This is a genomic window from Rhodococcus sp. MPR-R1B (genome assembly GCF_058793255.1).
This window is the reverse complement of record NZ_JBXAFO010000001.1, coordinates 451,933-469,740: the sequence shown is the minus strand read 5'-3', so window position 1 is coordinate 469,740 and position 17,808 is coordinate 451,933. Positions and strand designations below refer to the sequence as shown.

Below are 17,808 nucleotides of genomic sequence, written 5' to 3'. Positions count from 1 at the left end.
TGCCGGGATCTATTCCTTCCGTCGTCATTTGCCCGGCGCGCGGTAGTCAGTCGGTCGCTTGACTGCCTCGTCGATCTGCTCCGGCGTGAGCAGTGTGATCGACTCCGAGCGTGCTGCACCTGCCGCAGCCGTGCGAATGCTCAATGCGGCTGCCGCGACGTCGTCCGGCAGGTTGCCGATCACGAACATGTCGTGACCGCCCAGTGCGAAGTGGCAGGATTCGACAGTGCCACCGATGCTTTCGACCATTCGCGTTATCGCGTCGCGCCGCGCAGTGCCTCCCTCCTGCTGTAGACCGGCGGCGCCGGAGGGTGAGTACGTCACTTGCCAGAGGTATTTCGGCATTTCCACTCCTAGCTCGGGATGGGTACTTCGATCGTGTACCCGTAGGGCGCTCGGTGGCAATGGGTAGGGGACAATCACGGCATGGTTGGAACTCCGGTGATCGTGACTATCGTGTCCGTGTGTGTAGGTTTTGTGATCTTCATGCTCGCTGCCAGTGGTGCACGCGGAAAGTGGGACCGTCGCCTCGTGATCGCGTTGTTCATCGGTGCGGTGGTGTGCCTGACCGTCGTACCGGTATCCGTCGCGCTCAGCGCCGGAGTTTGAAACACGGAGTGCCAAAACGCTCGAGTGCCGCTTAGTCTGAATCGATGGCAGATATTCGGGTAGGTATCTCCGGGTGGACGTATCCCGCGTGGCGCGGAGATTTCTATCCGAAAGGTCTTGCTCACCGCAAAGAATTGTCTTATGCCGCAGAGAGATTGACGTCGATCGAGATCAACGGCTCGTTCTACGCGCTGCAGAAGCCGGAAAGCTACACCAAATGGCGCAGCGAAACTCCCGAAGATTTTGTGTTCGCGATCAAGGGCGGCCGGTACATCACACACATGAAACGGCTGCTCGACGCCCGTGACGGACTCGCCAACTTCTTTGCCGCCGGAACACTCGCCCTCGGCCCCAAGCTCGGGCCGATTCTGTGGCAACTACCTCCGACGCTGCAGTTCGAATCGCAGCGATTGGCCGACTTCTTCGACGGTCTTCCCCGTACCACTCAGGCTGCAGCCGATCTGGCAGCACAGCACGACGACAAACTCACCGAAGACCGAGTGTTCGCCCAGACCGAGAGGGACGTGCCGATTCGTTACGCGGTGGAAGCGCGGCACGCCAGCTTCGAGACCGACGAAGCCGTGGACCTGATGCGCGAGCACTCCATCGGTTTTGTCGTCGCAGACACAGCCGGCAGGTATCCCCGCATCACCACTCCTACTGCCGATTTTGTCTATGTGCGGATGCACGGGGACAAGGAACTGTATGCGAGTGGGTACACCGACGAAGCTCTGGACAAGTGGTCCAAGCGCTTTCGGGATTGGATGGACGAGGGCCTCGACGTGTACGTCTACTTCGACAACGACATGAAAGGCTTTGCGCCGCACAACGCAATGTCCTTGTTGGAGCGACTGCGCTGACGGATCGCCTCTCATGTCGGTGGGATGTGGAAGGCTTCCGCATGAACACGAGGACCGAGGAGATACCACGATGACGCCAGAACAGCGGACGCCAGAACAGAGCTGGCCGACGCATTGGCCGAAGGTCGCCCGTGACATCGCCGATGCCACGGCCGACGCACTCGCCGCGGTGCGGGCGGCAAATCGTGACGGACTACTCGTGGCTGTCGAGGAACTGCGCGGGCTCTCGTTCGAGCAGGTCAGCTCGGTTCACGCGGCGATCGTGCGCGAATTGCTCGAGGACACGCATCCGGACGGCTTGTCCAGCGAGGACGTGCAGGATGCGCTCACCGCCTGCGCCAAGTCCACGATCGTGTGGCTGCCGGATCTGGACGTGCAGGCGCTCGCTGCGGTCTACACCGGGGCGCTCGGGATTTCGGATCTGGAAGACGATTCATTCCGCATCGGGCACGGCGCGTACCTGCGTTCGGCGGTTCTGGTCATCGGGAGTTTGTCGACCGGAGTGAAGAAAGCTCAGAGCGCGTACATTATTCGTGCAATCGACGAAATCGCACGTGCACAGACCATCGAGATGCCCTGAGCGTCAGTTCGTAAATCGAATTAGGCTGAGGTCATGTCCAAAATCGCCGGCGCAGATCGTGTGTCGTTTGCCGAACTCCTCGAGTTCATCAGGCCGCGCCATCGGGCCACGTTCGTCACGGTGAAGAAATCCGGCGAGCTGCAGATCTCTCCGGTGACGTGCGGGGTCGACGACGAGGGTCGGATCGTCATCTCCACGTACCCGGAACGGGCCAAGGCCGCGAATGTCCGCCGCACCCCGGCGGTGTCTCTGTGTATCCACTCCGACGAGTGGAATGGCCCGTACGTCCAGGTGAACGGAACCGCGGAGTTGATCGACCTCCCGGACTCGGTGGAACCGTTGGTCGACTACTACCGATCCATCGCCGGTGATCATCCCGACTGGGACGAGTACCGCGAAGCCATGCGCAAGCAGGGTAAGAGCCTGATCCGCGTCACCGTCGACTCCTGGGGTCCGATCGCAACAGGCGGGTTTCCGCCCGGACGCTGACGTTATCGAGCAGGCGGCGAGAGTTCGACTACATGCGCGTCTTTGGCGGCCAGCGGCTCTTTGCAGTGCGCGCACACAACTTGGGCGTGCAGGATCTCACCGCAACGGTGTTCGACGACGGTTGGCGGTGGACCCGTCGTCGCAAAGGCGTCCCCCCATTCCATGAGCGCCATCAGAATGGGATAGAGCGCCTTCCCTGATTCGGTGGCGACGTATTCGTAGCGCGGTGGATGGTCTTCGTAGCGTCGCTTCGTGAGGACGTCGGCGTCGACAAGGGTGCGTAGACGCGCGGCGAGGATGTCGCGGCTCGCACCCGTGCCCGCGGCGATCTCGTCGAACCGTCGTTGCCCGAGGACGATTTCTCGGAGCACCAACAGTGACCACTTCTCGCCGACGACCTCCAAGGCGTTGGCGATGGAGCAGTTGCGTCCTTTTGTCGCCGTCATCTCTGGGCCCCTGTTAGTTGGAAATGTTAGTTGGGAATTCCAACTTAGCACTTGACGGCATGTATTCGAGGGCGGAAGGTAGGTCGAGAAATCCAACGGAGCAGATGAGGGGTCGTCATGACGGAATTGAATCTCGAGGCAGCAAGCGGATTTGTCAGCGCTGCCGGATTGCAACTGGACGAGGTGTCCGGCACGAAGGTTGTCGGGCACATCGATCTGTCCGAGGAGCATCACACGCCGTGGGGCGTAGTCCACGGCGGTGTCTACACGACCGCCGTCGAGTCCGCCGCGAGCATCGGGGCCAGTACTGCAGTGGCGGACCGTGGCGAATTTGCCGTCGGAGTGCACAACGGAACGGATTTCCTGCGGGCGCGTACGGGTGGGCGCGTGGACGTCGTGGCTGTGCCGATACAGCAGGGCCGGGTTCAGCAGTTGTGGTCGGTGGTCATCACCGATCCGGAATCGGGCAAGGAGGTGGCGCGCGGTCAGGTGCGTTTGCAGAACGTACCGCTGCCGAAGTAGGTCAGTCCCAGATCCCCGAGTCGATGTTGAGTGAGATGCGTTTGAGCAGTGCCGTCAGTTGGGCACGTTCGTCCTCGTCGAGTCCGGTGAGTACTTGACGGTCTCGCTCGACGCGTCGGGGAAACTCTGCCTCGACCAATGCGCGACCGGCATCGGTGAGTTGAAGCAGAACCACTCGTCCGTCGTGTTCGAAGCGCTGACGCTCGACAAAGCCCAGCTTGGCCAGGCGGTCTGCGTGTTTTGTGGTGGCGGCGCCGCTGACCATCGTGACGGCGGTGACTTCGCTCGCCCGCAGGGGACGGTCACTGCGAGCGAGTGCACTCATCACGTCGAATTCGGCGCGAGAGACCCCGCTGGACGCCAGTGCGCGGTCGAGCTGGTGAAGAGACTGCGCGTTGATGCGGGCGATCCGGCCCATCACTTCGACGGGGGCGGTGTCGAACTCCGGGTAGGCGCGCTTCCATTCGCGACGGACTTTGTCGATGAAGTCGTCTTCGGATCTGTTCGCCGCGCCCATGGCCCCATCTTAGCGACAGATTTCACATTACTTCACAAGTAATTTACTAGTGAAATAAATGTATGCTGGGTGGGTGACCCGAACCGAAACCGCAGCCAGGACGCCCAGCCGTCTCACTCATTCGAGTGAGGCCATTGCACATACCGTCTCCGGGGCGACGTGGCGAGCGGCTTTTCGTATCGGATCCGCGGACGCGACCATCGCCCCGGCGATCAGAGTCGGACTCGCCACCGCCGTAGTCCTCGTGGTCGGCGGACTGCTCGGGCAGCGGGAATTGGCCGGCTTCGCGGCCTTGGGTGCGCTGTGTGCCGCGTTCGGCAGGTACGAGCCGTACCCACGGTTGGCCGGCAAGCTGGCAATGGTGGGTGCTGCACTGGTGGTTTCGATTGCCTTCGGCGGCGCCATGGGTGTCGCGGGCGTTCCGATGTGGTTGCAGATCGGCATCCTCTCTTTGCTTGCGGGTGCGTCGTACTGCTTCATGTCGGGCTTCCGGATCACCGGACCAGGGCCCGTCATCCTCGTCTTCGCGGCGACCGGTGCAGCCGGATATGCCTCCAGCGTTGATGATTTGGCGCGGTTGGTCATTGCCGGTGCGCTCGGAGTTCTGGTCGGTTGGGCGGCCGCGATGCTCCCAGCGCTCGTACTGCCGATGGGACCTGCCCGCCTGGCAGTTGCCCGTGCAGTTTCTGCGGTAGGGCGTCTCGAACAGTCCGGCGCAGGCGGAGTGGAACCGGCGCTCGGATCGATTGCCAACGCCCGCTTGGTTATTGCGTCGAGTGGCCGGATCAAGTCGACCGTCGATCACGGACGCGAACTGGTGGCGGTGCTCGACGAAGCAGAAGCGGCAGTTCAGGAGTGGCAGTTGCACGGCGACGCCACCCTGATTCGCAGCATTGCTCGGCACGAGAAGGAGCTTCGGAAGCTCAAGCGTTCCAGCATGATCGAACACGATCTCGCACCGGCAAAGAACCTGGCCGCGCCCGAAGGCTATTTTCTCGAAGGATTGAATCGGCTGTATTCGCGCCCGGTGCGGATGAATGCTCTCCGCATCGTGGCAGCGTCGGCTCTGGCCGGTTGGCTCGCGGCGGGAGCCGGGTTGGAGCATCCGCTCTGGGCGTCGATGGGTGCCATCGCCGCGATGCAGGGGCTGAACTACAAGCAGACCGTCCAGCGTGGGATTCAGCGGTTGGTGGGAAATGTCGGTGGCGCCGTCGTCGCTGCTGCTCTCATCGCATTGACGCTCGGCTACTGGCAAGCGGTTGCCGTGGTCGTGATTCTGCAGACTGCTGCTGAGCTGCTCGTGATCAAGAACTATGCACTGACATCACTGGCCGTCACCCCGATGGCACTGCTCCTCATCGGTTTCAGTGCTCCGATCGGGACCGAAGCGGCAGTGGCTCGCGTCGCGGACACTCTCATCGGCGTGGTGATCGGAGTTGTCGTCGCCGCTGTGACGATCAGTCGATCGGATCGCCACCACGTCACCGTGTAACCGGTTCTGCCGTGTTTCCGGTTCTGCCGTGTTTCCGGTACTGCTGTGTTTCCGGTACTGCGTAGGCTCCTGCAGGTGGAGGACAGCACGCCGGTCGACGGCCGGAAACTGCGTTACCAGCATCGCCGTGCCGAATTGCTCGAGCAGGTAACCGCGTACGTCACGGCGAACGGCGTCGGTGAACTGTCCATGCGGCCATTGGCCAAGGATCTGGGGATCAGTCATGCGACACTCATCCATCATTTCGGTTCGAAGGAACAACTGCTCACTGAAGTAGTTGCCACCCTGCGAGACAGTTCTTCTCTCGACATCTCTTCCGGGACCGACATCGTCGAGATGTTGACGAGTTACTGGAATGGGCGCACATCAGCGGAATCGTTGCCGAACTTTCGCTTGATGTTCGAGATCTACGGACAGGCGTTGTTGCATCCGGAGCGGTATCGCGAGTTTCTCGACCATGTGGTGGGGGACTGGTTGGGTGGTTTGGCGGAAGCTGCGCTCGCGCACGGATGTCCACCCGATCGCGCTGATCGCTACGCGACGATCGTGTTGGCGCAGATTCGCGGGTTGACGCTCGATCTGGTGACCACCGGTGACCGCGTCAGAATCGACGCGGCGTTCGCCGAATTCGCGGCTGCGATGGGCGCTCTGGCCAGCTCCTGGAAGGCGATCTGACGCTCCGAATGCCGTGACGCTTCAGGCGATCTGCTCGAACAGGGACACGATGATCCCTTCAGGCCCCCGGACGTAGGCCATGCGCACGCTGTTCTCGTACTCGCCGATCCCGCCGATGAGTCCGTAACCGTCCGCAGCCACCGCGTCGACCGCAACCTGGAGATCGCCCACCTCGAAAGACACGTTGCGTATCCCGATCTCGTTGGCCATCGGAGCGGGCGATCCGGGTACGTGCTCGGGCGTGACGAAGGACGAGAGCTCGAGCCGTGATCCTTCGCCCGGCGGGCGCAGCATGGCGATTTCGCACTTGGCTCCAGGGATACCGCAGACGGTTTCCACGAACTCACCCTCCACGGATCCGGTGCCCTCCACCTCGAGACCCAGACCGACGAAGAATGCCGTCGCTGATTCGAGGTCCGCGACGGTGATGCCGATGTGGTCGAAACGCTGTACGTGTGCCATGGACACATCCTCCTACTGTTTTTTCGTGCGGTTCGATGCTAGGTCGGAGTTGGGGCCGGAATCTCGACATATACGTTTCACGAAGCTGCAAGATTTTGCTTGACCGATCGGTTAAACAAAATCTACGATAACGTCCAACGAGGTCGCCCACCGCACGAACCGGAGTCGTCAGACGTGAAATTCCAGTCGAAGTCGTTTGCCCGCATATCCATCGCAGCCCTCTGTGCTGCAACGATCGGCTCCGCCGTTGCTGCGCCCATCGCGTCCGCACAGGCACCGAGCGCGTCGCAAGCCACCGGCACTGTGGTGTCGAGTGAGCCGCTACCGAAAGATCTGTGGATTCCGGGTACCGCCGACGCCAAGCGATTCACGTACTGGACCATCGGTTCCAACGGCGGGCCTGCGCTGAGCAGTGGCGCGTACTACGTCCCGGCCGGTCCGGCACCGGAAGGCGGGTGGCCCGTCATCGCCTGGGCGCACGGCACCACGGGACTCGACGATTCCTGTGCCCCTTCGCTGGTCGGTCCTGGCCTGCCCGAGCGTGACTACCCCTACCTGGGGCGTTGGCTCTCCGAGGGCTACGCCGTCGTCGCCACCGACTACGTCGGTCTGGGTACACCAGGGCTGATGCCGTACCTCGACGGAAAGGTGGAGGCGCACAGCGTAGTCGACTCGGTCAAGGCGGCACGGGTCATCGACTCCTCGATCTCGAATCGTTGGGCAGTGGTCGGGCAGTCGCAGGGCGGCGGTGCGGCCATCACGACGGCCCGCTACGCAACCGAGTATGGAGGGGATTCGCTCGACTACCGCGGTGGCGTGGGTACCGGAGTGCCGGCCAACATCGAGTTGACCCTCCTGCCTGCCGGTCCGGGCTTCCCTCCCATCGCCCTCGGCGGCGGGTTGACGTCGTACGCGCTCTACATCCTCGCGGGCTTGCGGGAAGCGCACCCCGAGATCGACTTGAATTCCTACCTGAACGACTTGGGAAGGGAAAAGGTCGACTCGGCCGAAAAGCTCTGCGCCGCAGACCTGGACGAGGCATCCAAGGATCTGGTCCTCGGTGACATCTTCTCCCGCCCGCTCAGTCAGATCCCGAACTTCCAGGGTCTGCTGAACGATTACATGGGTGTACCGACCAGTGGATACGATCGCCCCATCTTCATCGGCCAGGGCTTGCTCGACGTGGATGTCCCTGCACCGTCTGCGCTTTCGCTGGTTGCAGCGTTGGTGGCCAACGGTGAACCGGTCACGTTCAAGACATACAACACCGACCACAGCGGCGCTTTGGTCGAATCACAGGCTGACACGATTCCGTTCGTCGCGAACCTGTTCCGTTAGACATATCGAGAATCCAACTCATCCGAGGGGCGCTGTCGCACAACTGCGACAGCGACCCTCGGTCATTTCTGTGACTCCTTGATTGCGTTCAGCCGCGCCTCGAGGCCGTCGAGGACACGGTCGAGTGTGTAGCGATAGTGTTCTGCCCGTGTTGCTTCCGCAGCATCCGGTGGACCGGCGAACTTCCCGATCAGTGTCTCCATCGATGAACGAGGATCTGAGGGTCCGTCGTTACTCAGTCGTTCCAGCATCGCGCTGTGATCGGGTGAAGGCTGTCCGCTGGGAATGCGCCTGGCGTCGTTCATGGCGATCAGTGTGATTGTCGAGGTGAAGGCGACGGTGTAAGCCTGAGCGGCTTCTTCCCCGAACCCGGCGTCGATCAGCGATGCCAATCCGGCCTCCATGAGTTCCCGGCTGCGCTGGGTGGCAACTCCGTTCATCAGCAGCCACTGTGCCGCGCCTGGACACTCGATCAAGGCCTCTCGCATCTGCAAGAGCAGATGCGTCAGCCATTGACGCCAATCTTCCTGTGCGGATGGCACGTTCACGGCCGACACCGCACTGTCGACCACCGCAGCCGAGAGTGCGTCCCGATCTCCGACGAGTCGATAGACGACGGAGAACGACGTATCGAGTTCGCCGAGCAGCTGCCGCAGCGACCAGCCCTCGACTCCGTGCTCGCGACTGAGCCCGAACGCCACGGTCAGTACCGCGTCCGCAGTGATCCCGGTGTTGTAACTCCGGCGGCGCTGTGATTTCGCGGCGGACTTCTTGTCAGGTGATGGCGCAGTCATGGTCCGACCGAGCTTAGTGGCGTCGGATCGCGTCGCGTAGTCGACGCAACCGATTGACGGATGAACTTAGGTGAGGTTTACTTGCTAAATCCGAGCAGTGCTCCGATTTGTATCGATCCCCCGATTTTTCGAAGCTGAAGGACATTATGAAGTTGAAAACGCGACCCGGTTACCTATCGAGGCTGGGAGCTTCGCTGCTGGTCAGTGTCGTTGCCCTGACTGCGGCCGCCTGTAGCTCGAGTGAGGCGGGACCGACGACGGAACCTGCCGAGGGAACGCGTGTTGTGTCCCACGAATTCGGTGAGACGTCGGTTCCGGGCGACCTCGGGCGAGTTGTTTCCCTCGACGAATACGCCGCACTCGGTCTCCTTGCCGTCGGCATCACCCCTGATGTGGTCTTCACGTCGTGGGGATCGGAGATCGGCCAGGACATCTTGGCGTCAGCTGGTACCGAGGTGGTCACGGTGCCGCCGCTCGGTGCACCCCCGATCGAGCAGGTCCTCGCCCAGGATCCCGGACTGGTCATCTTCACGTCGATGGGCGATCGGAGCTACTACGACTCCCTCGCATCGACCGTCCCCACAGTGCCGGTCCCGGCCGTCACCACTCCGTGGCGTGAGAATCTTGCCTTCTTCGGACGCGCTTTTGATCGTCAGTCGGTTGCCGACAAGCTGACTGTCGCCTTGGAGGGCAAGATCGCTGACGTCTCTGCTCGGTCCGGTGGTGAAGCGAACACCGTGTCGGTGCTGATGAGCAGTTCTGGAATCCTTGCCACCACCACCGAGCAGGCGCCGCCGTCCTTGTTGTTGGCGGAGAGCGGCTTCGGGCGTCCGGAATCCCAGCGATCGAATGCCGCTGGAGGACTGCCGTATGCGCCCCTGTCCGACGAGGCGATCCCGGCGCAGGATGCTCGGATCGTGGCCGTGTTCGACGAGGGCGTGTACGAGTTCGGCAAGGTTGCCGGTGTTCCCGGGTTCTCGAGTCTTTCAGCGGTGCAGGAGAACCGAGTGGCCAAGGTCAACGGAGACATGTGGCTCGCCACTCATCCCTTCGCCACTTTCTGGATGATCGAGGACATGGATGCCATGGCTGCCGGCAATCTGACCGGCACCGGAACCGAAGCTGTTGCCGCGACGCGCTATCAGGAATTCACGGCGCTGACGGCATGAGTTCGAGTGCGTTGAGTCGGCGCCTGGCTCTGCGATGGGGAGCGGTGACGCTCGGCTCTGCGGCTGTGGGTTCTGCGGCTTTGGGTTCTGTGGCATTGAGTGCGTGCAGCCGTGGCTCGGCGAACGAATCCAGTTCTGAGATTTCACCGTTCGACGACGAAGTTCGTGCTGCCGAACAGGCGAGATTTCATAGCGGGCGCACAGTCGAACGGAATCTGACAGCTGCACCGGCTCGGGTGAGTCTGGGCGCCAGAGAGGTCGACACATGGTCGTACGGTGCGGAAGCAGTTGGCCCGGAGCTTCGAATCTCCAAGGGAGACCGGCTCAACGTTCTTTTGCAGAACGACCTTCCGACGGAGACCTCGGTGCACTGGCACGGCATTGCGATCCGCAACGACATGGACGGCGTCCCGCCGGTCACCCAGGAACGAATCCAACCAGGTGCCGAGTTCACCTACGACTTCGTGGCCCCGGATCACGGAACATATTGGTACCACTCCCATTCAGGATTGCAGGCCGATCGAGGGTTATTCGGTGCACTCGTGGTCGAGGACCCGAACGACCGGACCGGAGCCGACGAGGACGTCGTCATCGTGATCGACGACTGGCTCGACGGGCTGGGAACAACCCCGGATGCAGTGCTTCGCGCATTGTCACCGGACGTGCAGGGAGGACACCACGGGCACGGCGGAGCTCCACCGGAAGTCGATGATGCAGAGATTGATTCTGCCGCAGAACTTCTCGCCAGCGGTCACGGCAATTCCGAGGCGCTCGGTGGAATGGCAACGCACATCACGTATCCACTGCACCTGATCAACGGACGGCCTGTGGAAGATCCCTTCGTCGTCAGTGCGACGGCCGGAACTCGGCTTCGATTGCGGGTGATCAATGCCGGGGCGGAGACTCCGTACCGTTTCTCGGTCGCCGGGCACGAGATGACCGTTGTCAGTGCTGACGGGCAGGACGTTGCCTACACAGCCGGAGACGAGATTCTGATCGCACCCGCGCAGCGATACGACGTATTGGTGACGGTGCAGTCCGGCTCGTGGCCCATCGCCGCGAAGGTGGAAGGGAAGTCAGGTGGCGTCGCGTGCCTGCTTCGGACGCCGGATTCGGTAGCGGTCGTCGACCTGACTTCGCCTGCAGTGCTGTCAGGTTCCGGCGGTCGGCTCGTTCTGGAATCGGAGCTTCGCCCGTCAGGAGCGCTGGAGCAGAGGGCACCGGATCGTGCGTATTCGGTGGATCTCATTCAGGCCGGCGATCGATACCTCTGGGGAATGGCGGGCGCCGATGCAGGTCGGTTGAGAATGAAGCAGGGCGAGCGAATACGAATCGTCATGAACAACGACACCGACATGTGGCACCCGATGCACACCCATGGGCACACCTTCTCGGTTCCCTCCTACGGCGGGCTTCGCCGAGACACCGTGATCGTACTTCCGCGTACACAAATGGCGATCGACTTCGACGCCGACAATCCAGGACGGTGGATGTTTCACTGTCACAACGCGTACCACTTCGAGGCCGGGATGACTGCCGACCTCCACTACGTTCGATGAGGAGAGCAGAATGTCATTTCGCACCGGATTGACCACATTGATCGCTGTTGCAGCGGTATTCACACTGACGTCGTGCGGCAACGATTCGACGGGATCTACCGAGCAAGCGCCGGTCGAGATCTCGGTGAAAAACCTTGCGTACACACCGAACTCCGTCACCGTGCACACAGGACAGACCGTCACGTGGATTTTCGAGGACCAGGGAATGCCGCACGATGTCGTGTTCGCCGAGTTGGGGATCAAGAGCGATCTCCAAGGAAGCGGAACCTACAGTCAGACCTTCGGCAAAGCCGGAACGTTCACCTACACGTGCACACCACATCCGAACATGACCGGCACGATCATCGTCGAAGAGTGAGTGCGGCAATGAAAGTGAACGAATCCGCAGCCCCGGAAGACTCGCCTGGACTCGTCGACCGAGACGCTTTGGGCAGGATGATCGCGCCGGTGAGAAATCAACTCCTCCTAGGGGCGGGTCTGTCGGCACTGTCGGTGCCGTTGCGATTCCTGCCCTACGTTGCGGTGGTCGAGATCGCGCGGGTGCTCCTGACCGGCTCGTCGTTGAACCTGGTCTGGATGTGGGCCGCAATCGGTGCAGCGGGCACAATTCTCGGTTTTGTCGTCTACAACGCAGCACTGACCGTGTGTCACACCGCCGACGCGCATTTCAAATACTCGATCCGCTCACGTATCGCTCGGCATCTGTCCCGAGTTCCTCTGGGGTGGTTTGCAAATGGTGGCACCGGTGAAGTGAAGCAGGCGATGACGGACGACGTGAAGCGGATGCATCTTCTCGTCGCTCACCTTCCCGCCGACGTGGTGCCCGCGATCTTGTCGCCGATAGTGGCCCTGATCTATCTGGTGGCGATGGACTGGAAGTTCAGCCTGGTCCTGGTCGGCTACATCGGAGTGTGTCTCGCTCTCGCCGCGCCGTCGATGCGCAGAGCCTATCGAACGAACGTCGACTCCTGGAATCTTGCAATGTCGACATTGACTTCTGCGACAGTAGAACTGGGCGACGGTATCGAGGTTGTCAAGACGTACGGGAGTGGGAGTCGCGCATTCGCGCGCTACTCGAGCGCTGTCGATTCGATGGTTGCGGTGTGCGCGCGATGGATGTCGGGGATGGGAAGGCCGGTGGTCGCGATGTCGATCCTCCTCTCACCGGCGGTACTCATCGTGGTCATCACGGCGACGGGAACTGCAATGTTGTCCGGGGGTTGGATTACCCCGGTAGCTCTTGTTGCCTTTCTGGTCGTCGGAATCGGTGTTCCGTCGTCGGTTCTGCACATGGGAACGATGGCCAACCTCTACCGCGAAGGCCAACTGGGAGCGACTCACGTCGAGAGCATCCTCGGCGAACCAGAGCTGGCCGAACCTCAGGATGCAGTGCCTGCTCGCAGCACTTTGGTCGAATTCGACAGCGTCGGCTTCGAATACACCACTGGGCAGCGCGTCCTCGAGAACATCTCCTTCGAGATGCAACCGGGCACCGTGACCGCGATCGTTGGCCCCTCCGGCTCCGGAAAGACCACTTTGGCGCGTCTACTTCCGCGGTTCTGGGACGTCACGGACGGGTCTATTCGACTGGGCGGAAGCGATTTACGAGATCAGTCCAGTCGCGAAGTCTTGAGATCGATGGCCATCGTCTTCCAAGATGTTGTGCTCCTGCGGGACAGCGTGCGCGAGAATATTCGGCTCGGTCGACCGGATGCAACGGATCTGGAAGTGGAGACAGCGGCGAGGCGGGCGCAGATTCACGACGTGATCATGCGACTGCCGGAGGGGTATGACACCGAGATCGGTGGTGGTTCGGGCGGTGAGCTGTCGGGTGGGGAGAAGCAACGCCTGACGATCGCCCGCGCCATCCTTCAGAACCCGCCGATCGTCATCCTGGACGAGGCGACTTCGCAGGCCGATCCCCACAGTGAATCGGCCGTTCAACGCGCACTGGGCGAGATCAGTGCAGACGGCGGCACCCTGATGGTGATCGCTCATCGACTGCACACCGTCCGATACGCAGATCAGATACTCGTTCTCGACGCCGGACGGATCGTGGAAAAAGGTACGCACGAACAGTTGTCGGCGCTCGGCGGAACCTACGCGCGGATGTGGGCGCTCCAGAACCCCCTCGTCGAAGACATCTCTCCGCGAAAGGCGCCGCAATGATTCAAGACCTGGACGAAATCCTCGGGCGCGACAATGGGATGCGAGGTCAGATAGCAGGTTTCACGCTCGCCGGGATACTCGAGGGTGTCGTCTTTGCACTGATGATTCCGATCCTGAAAGCGGTGGTTCGCGGCGATTACGACGCCTCAGTTCCGTGGGTTGTCACTGCTGCTCTCGTGGCGGTAGCCTGTGCCGCCGTACGGTGGATCGCCGAGAATCGGGCGTACCGCATCGGAATCGATGGTTTTGCCGGTGGAATCATGCATCGCCTCGGTGAGCACTTGGTGCAGGTTCCGCTCGGGTGGTTCAGCAAGGCAAATCGTGGAGCGTTCACTCGCCTGGTCACCGAGGGCACGGCAATCTTGATGAGCATCCCGGGAATGATCATCGCGCAACTCGTCACCGTCACGGTGACTCCAGCGACAGTGGCGATCGCTGTCTTGTTTGTGGACTGGCGACTGTCTCTCGCGATGGTCGTCTTCGTTCCACTGGGGATTCGGGCTTACCGCAACGTGCAGCGGGCGGTTGTTCCCGAATACGAGGCGATCGGCAAGAGCGAATCCGAGTTGGCATCGCGCGTCGTCGAATATGCACAGGCGCAGCAAGTTCTACGTTCGGCCGGTAAGAGCGGCGAAGGCTGGACTCGGTTGGACGAAGCTCTTGTGTCCAACCGGGACGCACACCTGCAGGAAATCGGATCGGTCGACAAGTATCTGCTGCGCTTCATGATCGTCGTTCAGGTTGCCTTTCTCACCGTCCTGGCACTGGCGGCACTGCTGGTCACCACCGGGTCCATCGACACAGCAAGCGTGATCGTTGTTCTCGTGTTGGCCGTGAGGTTCGTGGAGCCGATGCAGATGCTCGCAGGATTCGGTGAAGGTATCTCACTGGCCCGGGTGTCGCTCGGATCTGTCCGAGAGATGATCGATGTACCGGTGCTGGCGGAACCTGAGGTGCCGAAAGAGCCTACGTCGTATGATATTCGGTTCGATTCGGTCTCCTTCGGCTACGGCCCGGATCGCGTGATTCGTAACGTGAGTCTCGAATTCCCGGACTGCTCGGTCACTGCTCTGGTCGGTCCTTCCGGTTCCGGAAAGACAACTCTGGTTCGGCTGATCTCCAGATTCTGGGACGTCGACGAAGGTGCGGTATCCATCGGGGGAGCCGATGTTCGCGACATCGGAACGAGAGCATTGATGTCTCGGATATCGACTGTCTCACAGCAGGTTTACCTGTTCGACGGAACCATCCTGGAGAACGTTCGGTTGGCGAGACCGGATGCCACCGAGTCGGAGGTCCGTCAAGCAGTGGTGGATTCCAGGCTAGGCGAAGTGATCGACCGTTTGCCGAGCGGTGAGGAGACCAGGGTAGGTGAAGGCGGATCACTGCTGTCCGGCGGTGAACGTCAGCGGGTCTCGATTGCGCGGGCATTCCTCAAGGACACTCCGATTGTTCTTCTCGATGAAGCGACTTCAGCCCTCGACGGAGAGAACGAAGTCGCCATCACCGAGGCAATTCACCGATTGGCCCGTGGTCGAACGGTGGTGATCATCGCTCATCGCCTGTCGACTATTGAGGGAGCAGATCGCATCGTCTACCTCGAAGACGGTGGGGTGGAGGAGGTCGGTTCCCACGAAGACCTGATCGCGCGAGGTGGAAAGTACTCGGATCTGTGGGCCGAGCGCAGTGGCGCGGAGGGATGGAGGATCGACCGAGCGCTCGAGCCATGAGCAAACCGTGTGGTTTGATCGACGAATGGACGAAGCTGCTGCAGATCCAGTGAAACCGCCGCGCAAGCGCCGGTGGCCTCGTTGGGTCGCAGGCATTGCGGTGCTCGGAGCGGTTGTCTACGCAGGCTCGATCGTGTGGATTTCCGTGGCGTCGGCCGGCCACACGTCGGACGCCGCCGATGCTCCCGATGCTCCGGTCGTGATCGTGCTGGGCGCGCAGATCAAGGACGGTAAGCCGATGGCTTTCCTGAAAGGGCGGCTGGACGCAGCAGTAGAACTGGTGGAAGCGGGAAAGGCTAAAGCGGTCCTGGTCTCCGGCGACGCGAACGGCGGCTCGGGTGACGAGATCGCGGCGATGACGAACTACCTGGTGGAGCAGGGAATAGATGAGCGTCGCATCGTGGGGGATCCGTACGGCCTCGACACCTATGACACCTGCTTCCGGGCCATACATACGTATGGGGTGACCAAGGCGTTGATCGTCACTCAGGGGTATCACGTGCCCCGCGCTGTTGCATTGTGCCGAGACGTCGGCATCGACGCAGACGGTGTGAACAGCGATTGCGGGTGCGCAACTCCGACGCTGATCAAGAACGCCGCCCGGGAGTGGGTTCTTGCCAAGCCCAAGGCAGCGCTGGACATGCTGTGGAGTCGGGACGCAAAGGTGACGTCGCCGTCGGAGGACTCGGTCCAGGTGGCGCTGTCGATTCCCTGACGCGGGGTGAGTGCGCACGGTTTCTGTCGAGCGAACACACGCTCCGGAGAGTCGGAGCGTGTGTTCACTCGAGGTGAAGGGTGCTCGGTCGAGAGTCAGATCAGTGCTGCGGCGGCGAATGCTCCCAGTGCGATCAATGCCGCGCCGGTGACGCTCTGCACGCGACGGTCCACGACGCACATGATCGAGAGGAATCCCGGCATCGAGCCACCGCGCTTGGTGTGCACGATTGCCGCGAGGCTGGGCATGCAGCGGCCAAGGGATACGACCGTGAACAGCGCCGCCCCGAGAGCCGGTGTACCCGAAGCCATGACGCCGAGTGCCAAGAGGTAGTACGCACTCGAGCGGATGAAGATCAGAAATCCCGGACCGATGATCGCGCCGAAGATCAGCGAGACCTTCCACGGCGCCATCGTGCGGCGCAGATGGCGCGGAAGCTGTTGGCGCCGCATCGGAGTCGGCATGCTCACCGCACCCAATTCATGCAGCCCGTAGGCAACCGCGACGACGGCCCAGACGCCGAGCGCCCAGCCGATCGGCACGTACCCGGACATCGCCGCACCGAGAGCGCCGATCAATGCCCCGGTGACGGCTCCCGTCGTGACCGAACCCAGAGCGTGCCAGCCGAGTCGGCGGACGGGAGTCGAGGATCCCTTCCGATCGACTTGCTTCGGCGCGGCAACAACTCCGGCGACGGACATTCCGCAGGTCGACCAGTTCGCGGCCAGCGACGTAACCAGTCCGGCGCCGATAACAGCTGTGGTCAAAGCTGTTGTCGCAGATGGCGTGGCCACGAGTGCGAGGCCGGCACCCGCAGCGGCGCCCGCCGCGACGAGGCTGACACGGGTCGCGGTGCCGACCGAGCCTTGAAGGGTCGGCCGGATGTCAGGGACATCGGTCTGCAGTGGGCCGTGTGAGAGAACAGTAGTCATCAGATCCTCCGAAGTGTTTGTGGTTCAGGAAAAGTGTCGAGTCGAAGTCGCAGCGAAAAGTGATGAGCCAGTGTTCACAGCACTGTGATGACTCCGATCATGTACGGGTGCACGGAGCACGAATACTCGTAGACGCCGACGCTCTCGAACGTGTGCCGGAACGTTCCGTCTCCGGTGATACCACTGTCGAACAGGCCGGGTGATTCCACATGATGCAGGAGTCCACCGTCGTCGAAGCGCCACTCGACGGTGCCGCCGTGTTCCACGGTGACGTCCATCGGGCTGAACTGAACATTGCTGATCTCGACCACCACGTCGGGGACGGGATCTTCTGTGCCGCAAGCTGGGACACACGTCGCCGCGACAGCGAGGCCGAAGCCGGCGATCCACCTCCTCACTATTGAACGATCACGGTGCCCACCATCATCGGGTGGGGCGTGCAGTGGTAGGTGAAGGTTCCGGCGTCGTCGAACGTGTACGAGAAGGTTCCCTCGGTGAGCAACTCGCTCTTCAGTTTCCCGTCGAGATCACCGTTGCCGACCACGTCGTGGGGGAGTCCGCTGTCGTCGAACTTCCATTCGACGGTCTGTCCCTTCTCGATTGCGACCGATGCCGGTGTGTACGCCATGTTCTTCACCTCGATCACGACTGCAGGTTCGTCCGACGACGCACCGGCATCACTACTGCAGGCGGTGAGGCTCAGGGCAGCGCACGCGGCCAGGAAAGCGGGAACGAGTTTCTTCATGAGGT

At 61.8% G+C, this 17,808-nt stretch carries 22 protein-coding genes; 14 read left to right on the top strand and 8 right to left on the bottom strand.

Annotated elements, in window-relative coordinates:
- Positions 1 to 24: 24 nt before the first annotated feature.
- Positions 25 to 345 (bottom strand): GYD domain-containing protein, encoded by a 321-nt coding sequence (locus tag AC1Q61_RS02330; RefSeq protein ID WP_007729728.1) that lies wholly within the window; start codon positions 343 to 345, stop codon positions 25 to 27.
- Between the two features lie 81 nt (positions 346 to 426).
- Between AC1Q61_RS02330 and AC1Q61_RS02325 the strand changes: the two genes are divergently transcribed.
- The 4 genes from AC1Q61_RS02325 (at position 427) to AC1Q61_RS02310 (ending at position 2,538) form a co-directional block, all read left to right on the top strand.
- Entirely contained in the window at positions 427 to 609 is a 183-nt protein-coding gene (locus AC1Q61_RS02325) for a hypothetical protein (RefSeq protein WP_003940600.1), read from the top strand.
- A 44-nt stretch (positions 610 to 653) separates the two neighbouring features.
- Positions 654 to 1,469 carry a DUF72 domain-containing protein gene (locus tag AC1Q61_RS02320; protein ID WP_030536491.1) on the top strand — a complete coding sequence of 272 codons (816 nt, stop codon included), beginning with the start codon at positions 654 to 656 and terminating at the stop codon, positions 1,467 to 1,469.
- Positions 1,470 to 1,539: 70 nt separating this feature from the next.
- On the top strand, positions 1,540 to 2,049 hold the full coding sequence (locus AC1Q61_RS02315; protein ID WP_003940463.1) for a hypothetical protein: 510 nt from the start codon (positions 1,540 to 1,542) through the stop codon (positions 2,047 to 2,049).
- 33 nt (positions 2,050 to 2,082) lie between these two features.
- Entirely contained in the window at positions 2,083 to 2,538 is a 456-nt protein-coding gene (locus tag AC1Q61_RS02310) for a PPOX class F420-dependent oxidoreductase (protein WP_492650773.1), read from the top strand.
- A 2-nt stretch (positions 2,539 to 2,540) separates the two neighbouring features.
- Here the strand turns inward: AC1Q61_RS02310 and AC1Q61_RS02305 are convergent, their stop codons facing one another.
- Positions 2,541 to 2,984: a winged helix-turn-helix transcriptional regulator gene (locus AC1Q61_RS02305; RefSeq protein WP_064687803.1), complete on the bottom strand. Its 444-nt coding sequence runs from the start codon at positions 2,982 to 2,984 to the stop codon at positions 2,541 to 2,543.
- A gap of 117 nt (positions 2,985 to 3,101) precedes the next feature.
- Between AC1Q61_RS02305 and AC1Q61_RS02300 the strand changes: the two genes are divergently transcribed.
- Positions 3,102 to 3,506: a PaaI family thioesterase gene (locus tag AC1Q61_RS02300; protein WP_003940256.1), complete on the top strand. Its 405-nt coding sequence runs from the start codon at positions 3,102 to 3,104 to the stop codon at positions 3,504 to 3,506.
- A gap of 1 nt (position 3,507) precedes the next feature.
- Here the strand turns inward: AC1Q61_RS02300 and AC1Q61_RS02295 are convergent, their stop codons facing one another.
- Entirely contained in the window at positions 3,508 to 4,023 is a 516-nt protein-coding gene (locus AC1Q61_RS02295; RefSeq protein WP_003940222.1) for a MarR family winged helix-turn-helix transcriptional regulator, read from the bottom strand.
- 58 nt (positions 4,024 to 4,081) lie between these two features.
- Between AC1Q61_RS02295 and AC1Q61_RS02290 the strand changes: the two genes are divergently transcribed.
- A complete protein-coding gene (locus AC1Q61_RS02290) occupies positions 4,082 to 5,515 on the top strand; it encodes an FUSC family protein (RefSeq protein WP_037128727.1) in 1,434 nt (477 codons plus the stop codon).
- Positions 5,516 to 5,590: 75 nt separating this feature from the next.
- A complete protein-coding gene (locus AC1Q61_RS02285) occupies positions 5,591 to 6,190 on the top strand; it encodes a TetR/AcrR family transcriptional regulator (protein WP_030536496.1) in 600 nt (199 codons plus the stop codon).
- 21 nt (positions 6,191 to 6,211) lie between these two features.
- Here the strand turns inward: AC1Q61_RS02285 and AC1Q61_RS02280 are convergent, their stop codons facing one another.
- Positions 6,212 to 6,652 carry a VOC family protein gene (locus tag AC1Q61_RS02280; RefSeq protein WP_007729713.1) on the bottom strand — a complete coding sequence of 147 codons (441 nt, stop codon included), beginning with the start codon at positions 6,650 to 6,652 and terminating at the stop codon, positions 6,212 to 6,214.
- Positions 6,653 to 6,826: 174 nt separating this feature from the next.
- Between AC1Q61_RS02280 and AC1Q61_RS02275 the strand changes: the two genes are divergently transcribed.
- Positions 6,827 to 7,990, top strand: a complete 1,164-nt coding sequence (locus tag AC1Q61_RS02275) for an alpha/beta hydrolase family protein (RefSeq protein ID WP_007729711.1) — start codon at positions 6,827 to 6,829, stop codon at positions 7,988 to 7,990.
- Positions 7,991 to 8,052: 62 nt separating this feature from the next.
- On the opposite strand, the gene AC1Q61_RS02270 is transcribed toward AC1Q61_RS02275, so the two are convergent.
- A complete protein-coding gene (locus tag AC1Q61_RS02270; protein ID WP_030536498.1) occupies positions 8,053 to 8,784 on the bottom strand; it encodes a TetR/AcrR family transcriptional regulator in 732 nt (243 codons plus the stop codon).
- 284 nt (positions 8,785 to 9,068) lie between these two features.
- Here AC1Q61_RS02270 and AC1Q61_RS02265 point away from each other — a divergent pair, with 284 nt between their 5' ends.
- From AC1Q61_RS02265 to AC1Q61_RS02240, 6 genes are read left to right on the top strand one after another with little or no spacing between them, the layout of a single operon-like run.
- Positions 9,069 to 9,953, top strand: a complete 885-nt coding sequence (locus AC1Q61_RS02265) for an ABC transporter substrate-binding protein (protein WP_230793261.1) — start codon at positions 9,069 to 9,071, stop codon at positions 9,951 to 9,953.
- The gene (locus AC1Q61_RS02260) at positions 9,950 to 11,512 is read left to right on the top strand and encodes a multicopper oxidase family protein (protein ID WP_050656041.1); all 1,563 of its coding nucleotides are present in this window, start codon (positions 9,950 to 9,952) and stop codon (positions 11,510 to 11,512) included. Before AC1Q61_RS02265 ends, AC1Q61_RS02260 begins: the two co-directional genes overlap by 4 nt.
- Before the next feature lie 10 nt (positions 11,513 to 11,522).
- Positions 11,523 to 11,870, top strand: coding sequence for a cupredoxin domain-containing protein (locus AC1Q61_RS02255; protein ID WP_116057799.1), 348 nt, complete (start codon positions 11,523 to 11,525; stop codon positions 11,868 to 11,870).
- On the top strand, positions 11,867 to 13,681 hold the full coding sequence (locus AC1Q61_RS02250; RefSeq protein ID WP_257216741.1) for an ABC transporter ATP-binding protein: 1,815 nt from the start codon (positions 11,867 to 11,869) through the stop codon (positions 13,679 to 13,681). The genes AC1Q61_RS02255 and AC1Q61_RS02250 overlap by 4 nt, the downstream gene beginning before the upstream one ends.
- Positions 13,678 to 15,411, top strand: coding sequence for an ABC transporter ATP-binding protein (locus tag AC1Q61_RS02245; RefSeq protein WP_256520012.1), 1,734 nt, complete (start codon positions 13,678 to 13,680; stop codon positions 15,409 to 15,411). Before AC1Q61_RS02250 ends, AC1Q61_RS02245 begins: the two co-directional genes overlap by 4 nt.
- Before the next feature lie 25 nt (positions 15,412 to 15,436).
- A complete protein-coding gene (locus tag AC1Q61_RS02240; protein ID WP_019745580.1) occupies positions 15,437 to 16,126 on the top strand; it encodes a SanA/YdcF family protein in 690 nt (229 codons plus the stop codon).
- Positions 16,127 to 16,221: 95 nt separating this feature from the next.
- On the opposite strand, the gene AC1Q61_RS02235 is transcribed toward AC1Q61_RS02240, so the two are convergent.
- From AC1Q61_RS02235 to AC1Q61_RS02225, 3 genes are all read right to left on the bottom strand, one after another.
- Positions 16,222 to 17,058, bottom strand: a complete 837-nt coding sequence (locus AC1Q61_RS02235) for a hypothetical protein (protein WP_042925930.1) — start codon at positions 17,056 to 17,058, stop codon at positions 16,222 to 16,224.
- A 74-nt stretch (positions 17,059 to 17,132) separates the two neighbouring features.
- Complete coding sequence (locus AC1Q61_RS02230) at positions 17,133 to 17,456, bottom strand: cupredoxin domain-containing protein (RefSeq protein WP_080712742.1); 324 nt, start codon at positions 17,454 to 17,456, stop codon at positions 17,133 to 17,135.
- Positions 17,456 to 17,803 carry a plastocyanin/azurin family copper-binding protein gene (locus AC1Q61_RS02225; RefSeq protein WP_042925927.1) on the bottom strand — a complete coding sequence of 116 codons (348 nt, stop codon included), beginning with the start codon at positions 17,801 to 17,803 and terminating at the stop codon, positions 17,456 to 17,458. The genes AC1Q61_RS02230 and AC1Q61_RS02225 overlap by 1 nt, the downstream gene beginning before the upstream one ends.
- Between the last annotated feature and the right edge of the window lie 5 nt (positions 17,804 to 17,808).

Excerpts from the sequence above, each read along its gene's own strand:
- AC1Q61_RS02270 (WP_030536498.1), bottom strand. The coding sequence starts at position 8,784 with ATGACTGCGCCATCACCTGACAAGAAGTCCGCCGCGAAATCACAGCGC.
- AC1Q61_RS02245 (WP_256520012.1), top strand. The coding sequence starts at position 13,678 with ATGATTCAAGACCTGGACGAAATCCTCGGGCGCGACAATGGGATGCGA.
- AC1Q61_RS02305 (WP_064687803.1), bottom strand. The coding sequence starts at position 2,984 with ATGACGGCGACAAAAGGACGCAACTGCTCCATCGCCAACGCCTTGGAG.
- AC1Q61_RS02320 (WP_030536491.1), top strand. The coding sequence starts at position 654 with ATGGCAGATATTCGGGTAGGTATCTCCGGGTGGACGTATCCCGCGTGG.
- AC1Q61_RS02330 (WP_007729728.1), bottom strand. The coding sequence starts at position 345 with ATGCCGAAATACCTCTGGCAAGTGACGTACTCACCCTCCGGCGCCGCC.
- AC1Q61_RS02255 (WP_116057799.1), top strand. The coding sequence starts at position 11,523 with ATGTCATTTCGCACCGGATTGACCACATTGATCGCTGTTGCAGCGGTA.
- AC1Q61_RS02240 (WP_019745580.1), top strand. The coding sequence starts at position 15,437 with ATGGACGAAGCTGCTGCAGATCCAGTGAAACCGCCGCGCAAGCGCCGG.
- AC1Q61_RS02325 (WP_003940600.1), top strand. The coding sequence starts at position 427 with ATGGTTGGAACTCCGGTGATCGTGACTATCGTGTCCGTGTGTGTAGGT.
- AC1Q61_RS02260 (WP_050656041.1), top strand. The coding sequence starts at position 9,950 with ATGAGTTCGAGTGCGTTGAGTCGGCGCCTGGCTCTGCGATGGGGAGCG.
- AC1Q61_RS02235 (WP_042925930.1), bottom strand. The coding sequence starts at position 17,058 with ATGACTACTGTTCTCTCACACGGCCCACTGCAGACCGATGTCCCTGAC.
- AC1Q61_RS02315 (WP_003940463.1), top strand. The coding sequence starts at position 1,540 with ATGACGCCAGAACAGCGGACGCCAGAACAGAGCTGGCCGACGCATTGG.
- AC1Q61_RS02295 (WP_003940222.1), bottom strand. The coding sequence starts at position 4,023 with ATGGGCGCGGCGAACAGATCCGAAGACGACTTCATCGACAAAGTCCGT.
- AC1Q61_RS02310 (WP_492650773.1), top strand. The coding sequence starts at position 2,083 with ATGTCCAAAATCGCCGGCGCAGATCGTGTGTCGTTTGCCGAACTCCTC.
- AC1Q61_RS02300 (WP_003940256.1), top strand. The coding sequence starts at position 3,102 with ATGACGGAATTGAATCTCGAGGCAGCAAGCGGATTTGTCAGCGCTGCC.
- AC1Q61_RS02225 (WP_042925927.1), bottom strand. The coding sequence starts at position 17,803 with ATGAAGAAACTCGTTCCCGCTTTCCTGGCCGCGTGCGCTGCCCTGAGC.
- AC1Q61_RS02290 (WP_037128727.1), top strand. The coding sequence starts at position 4,082 with ATGTATGCTGGGTGGGTGACCCGAACCGAAACCGCAGCCAGGACGCCC.
- AC1Q61_RS02280 (WP_007729713.1), bottom strand. The coding sequence starts at position 6,652 with ATGGCACACGTACAGCGTTTCGACCACATCGGCATCACCGTCGCGGAC.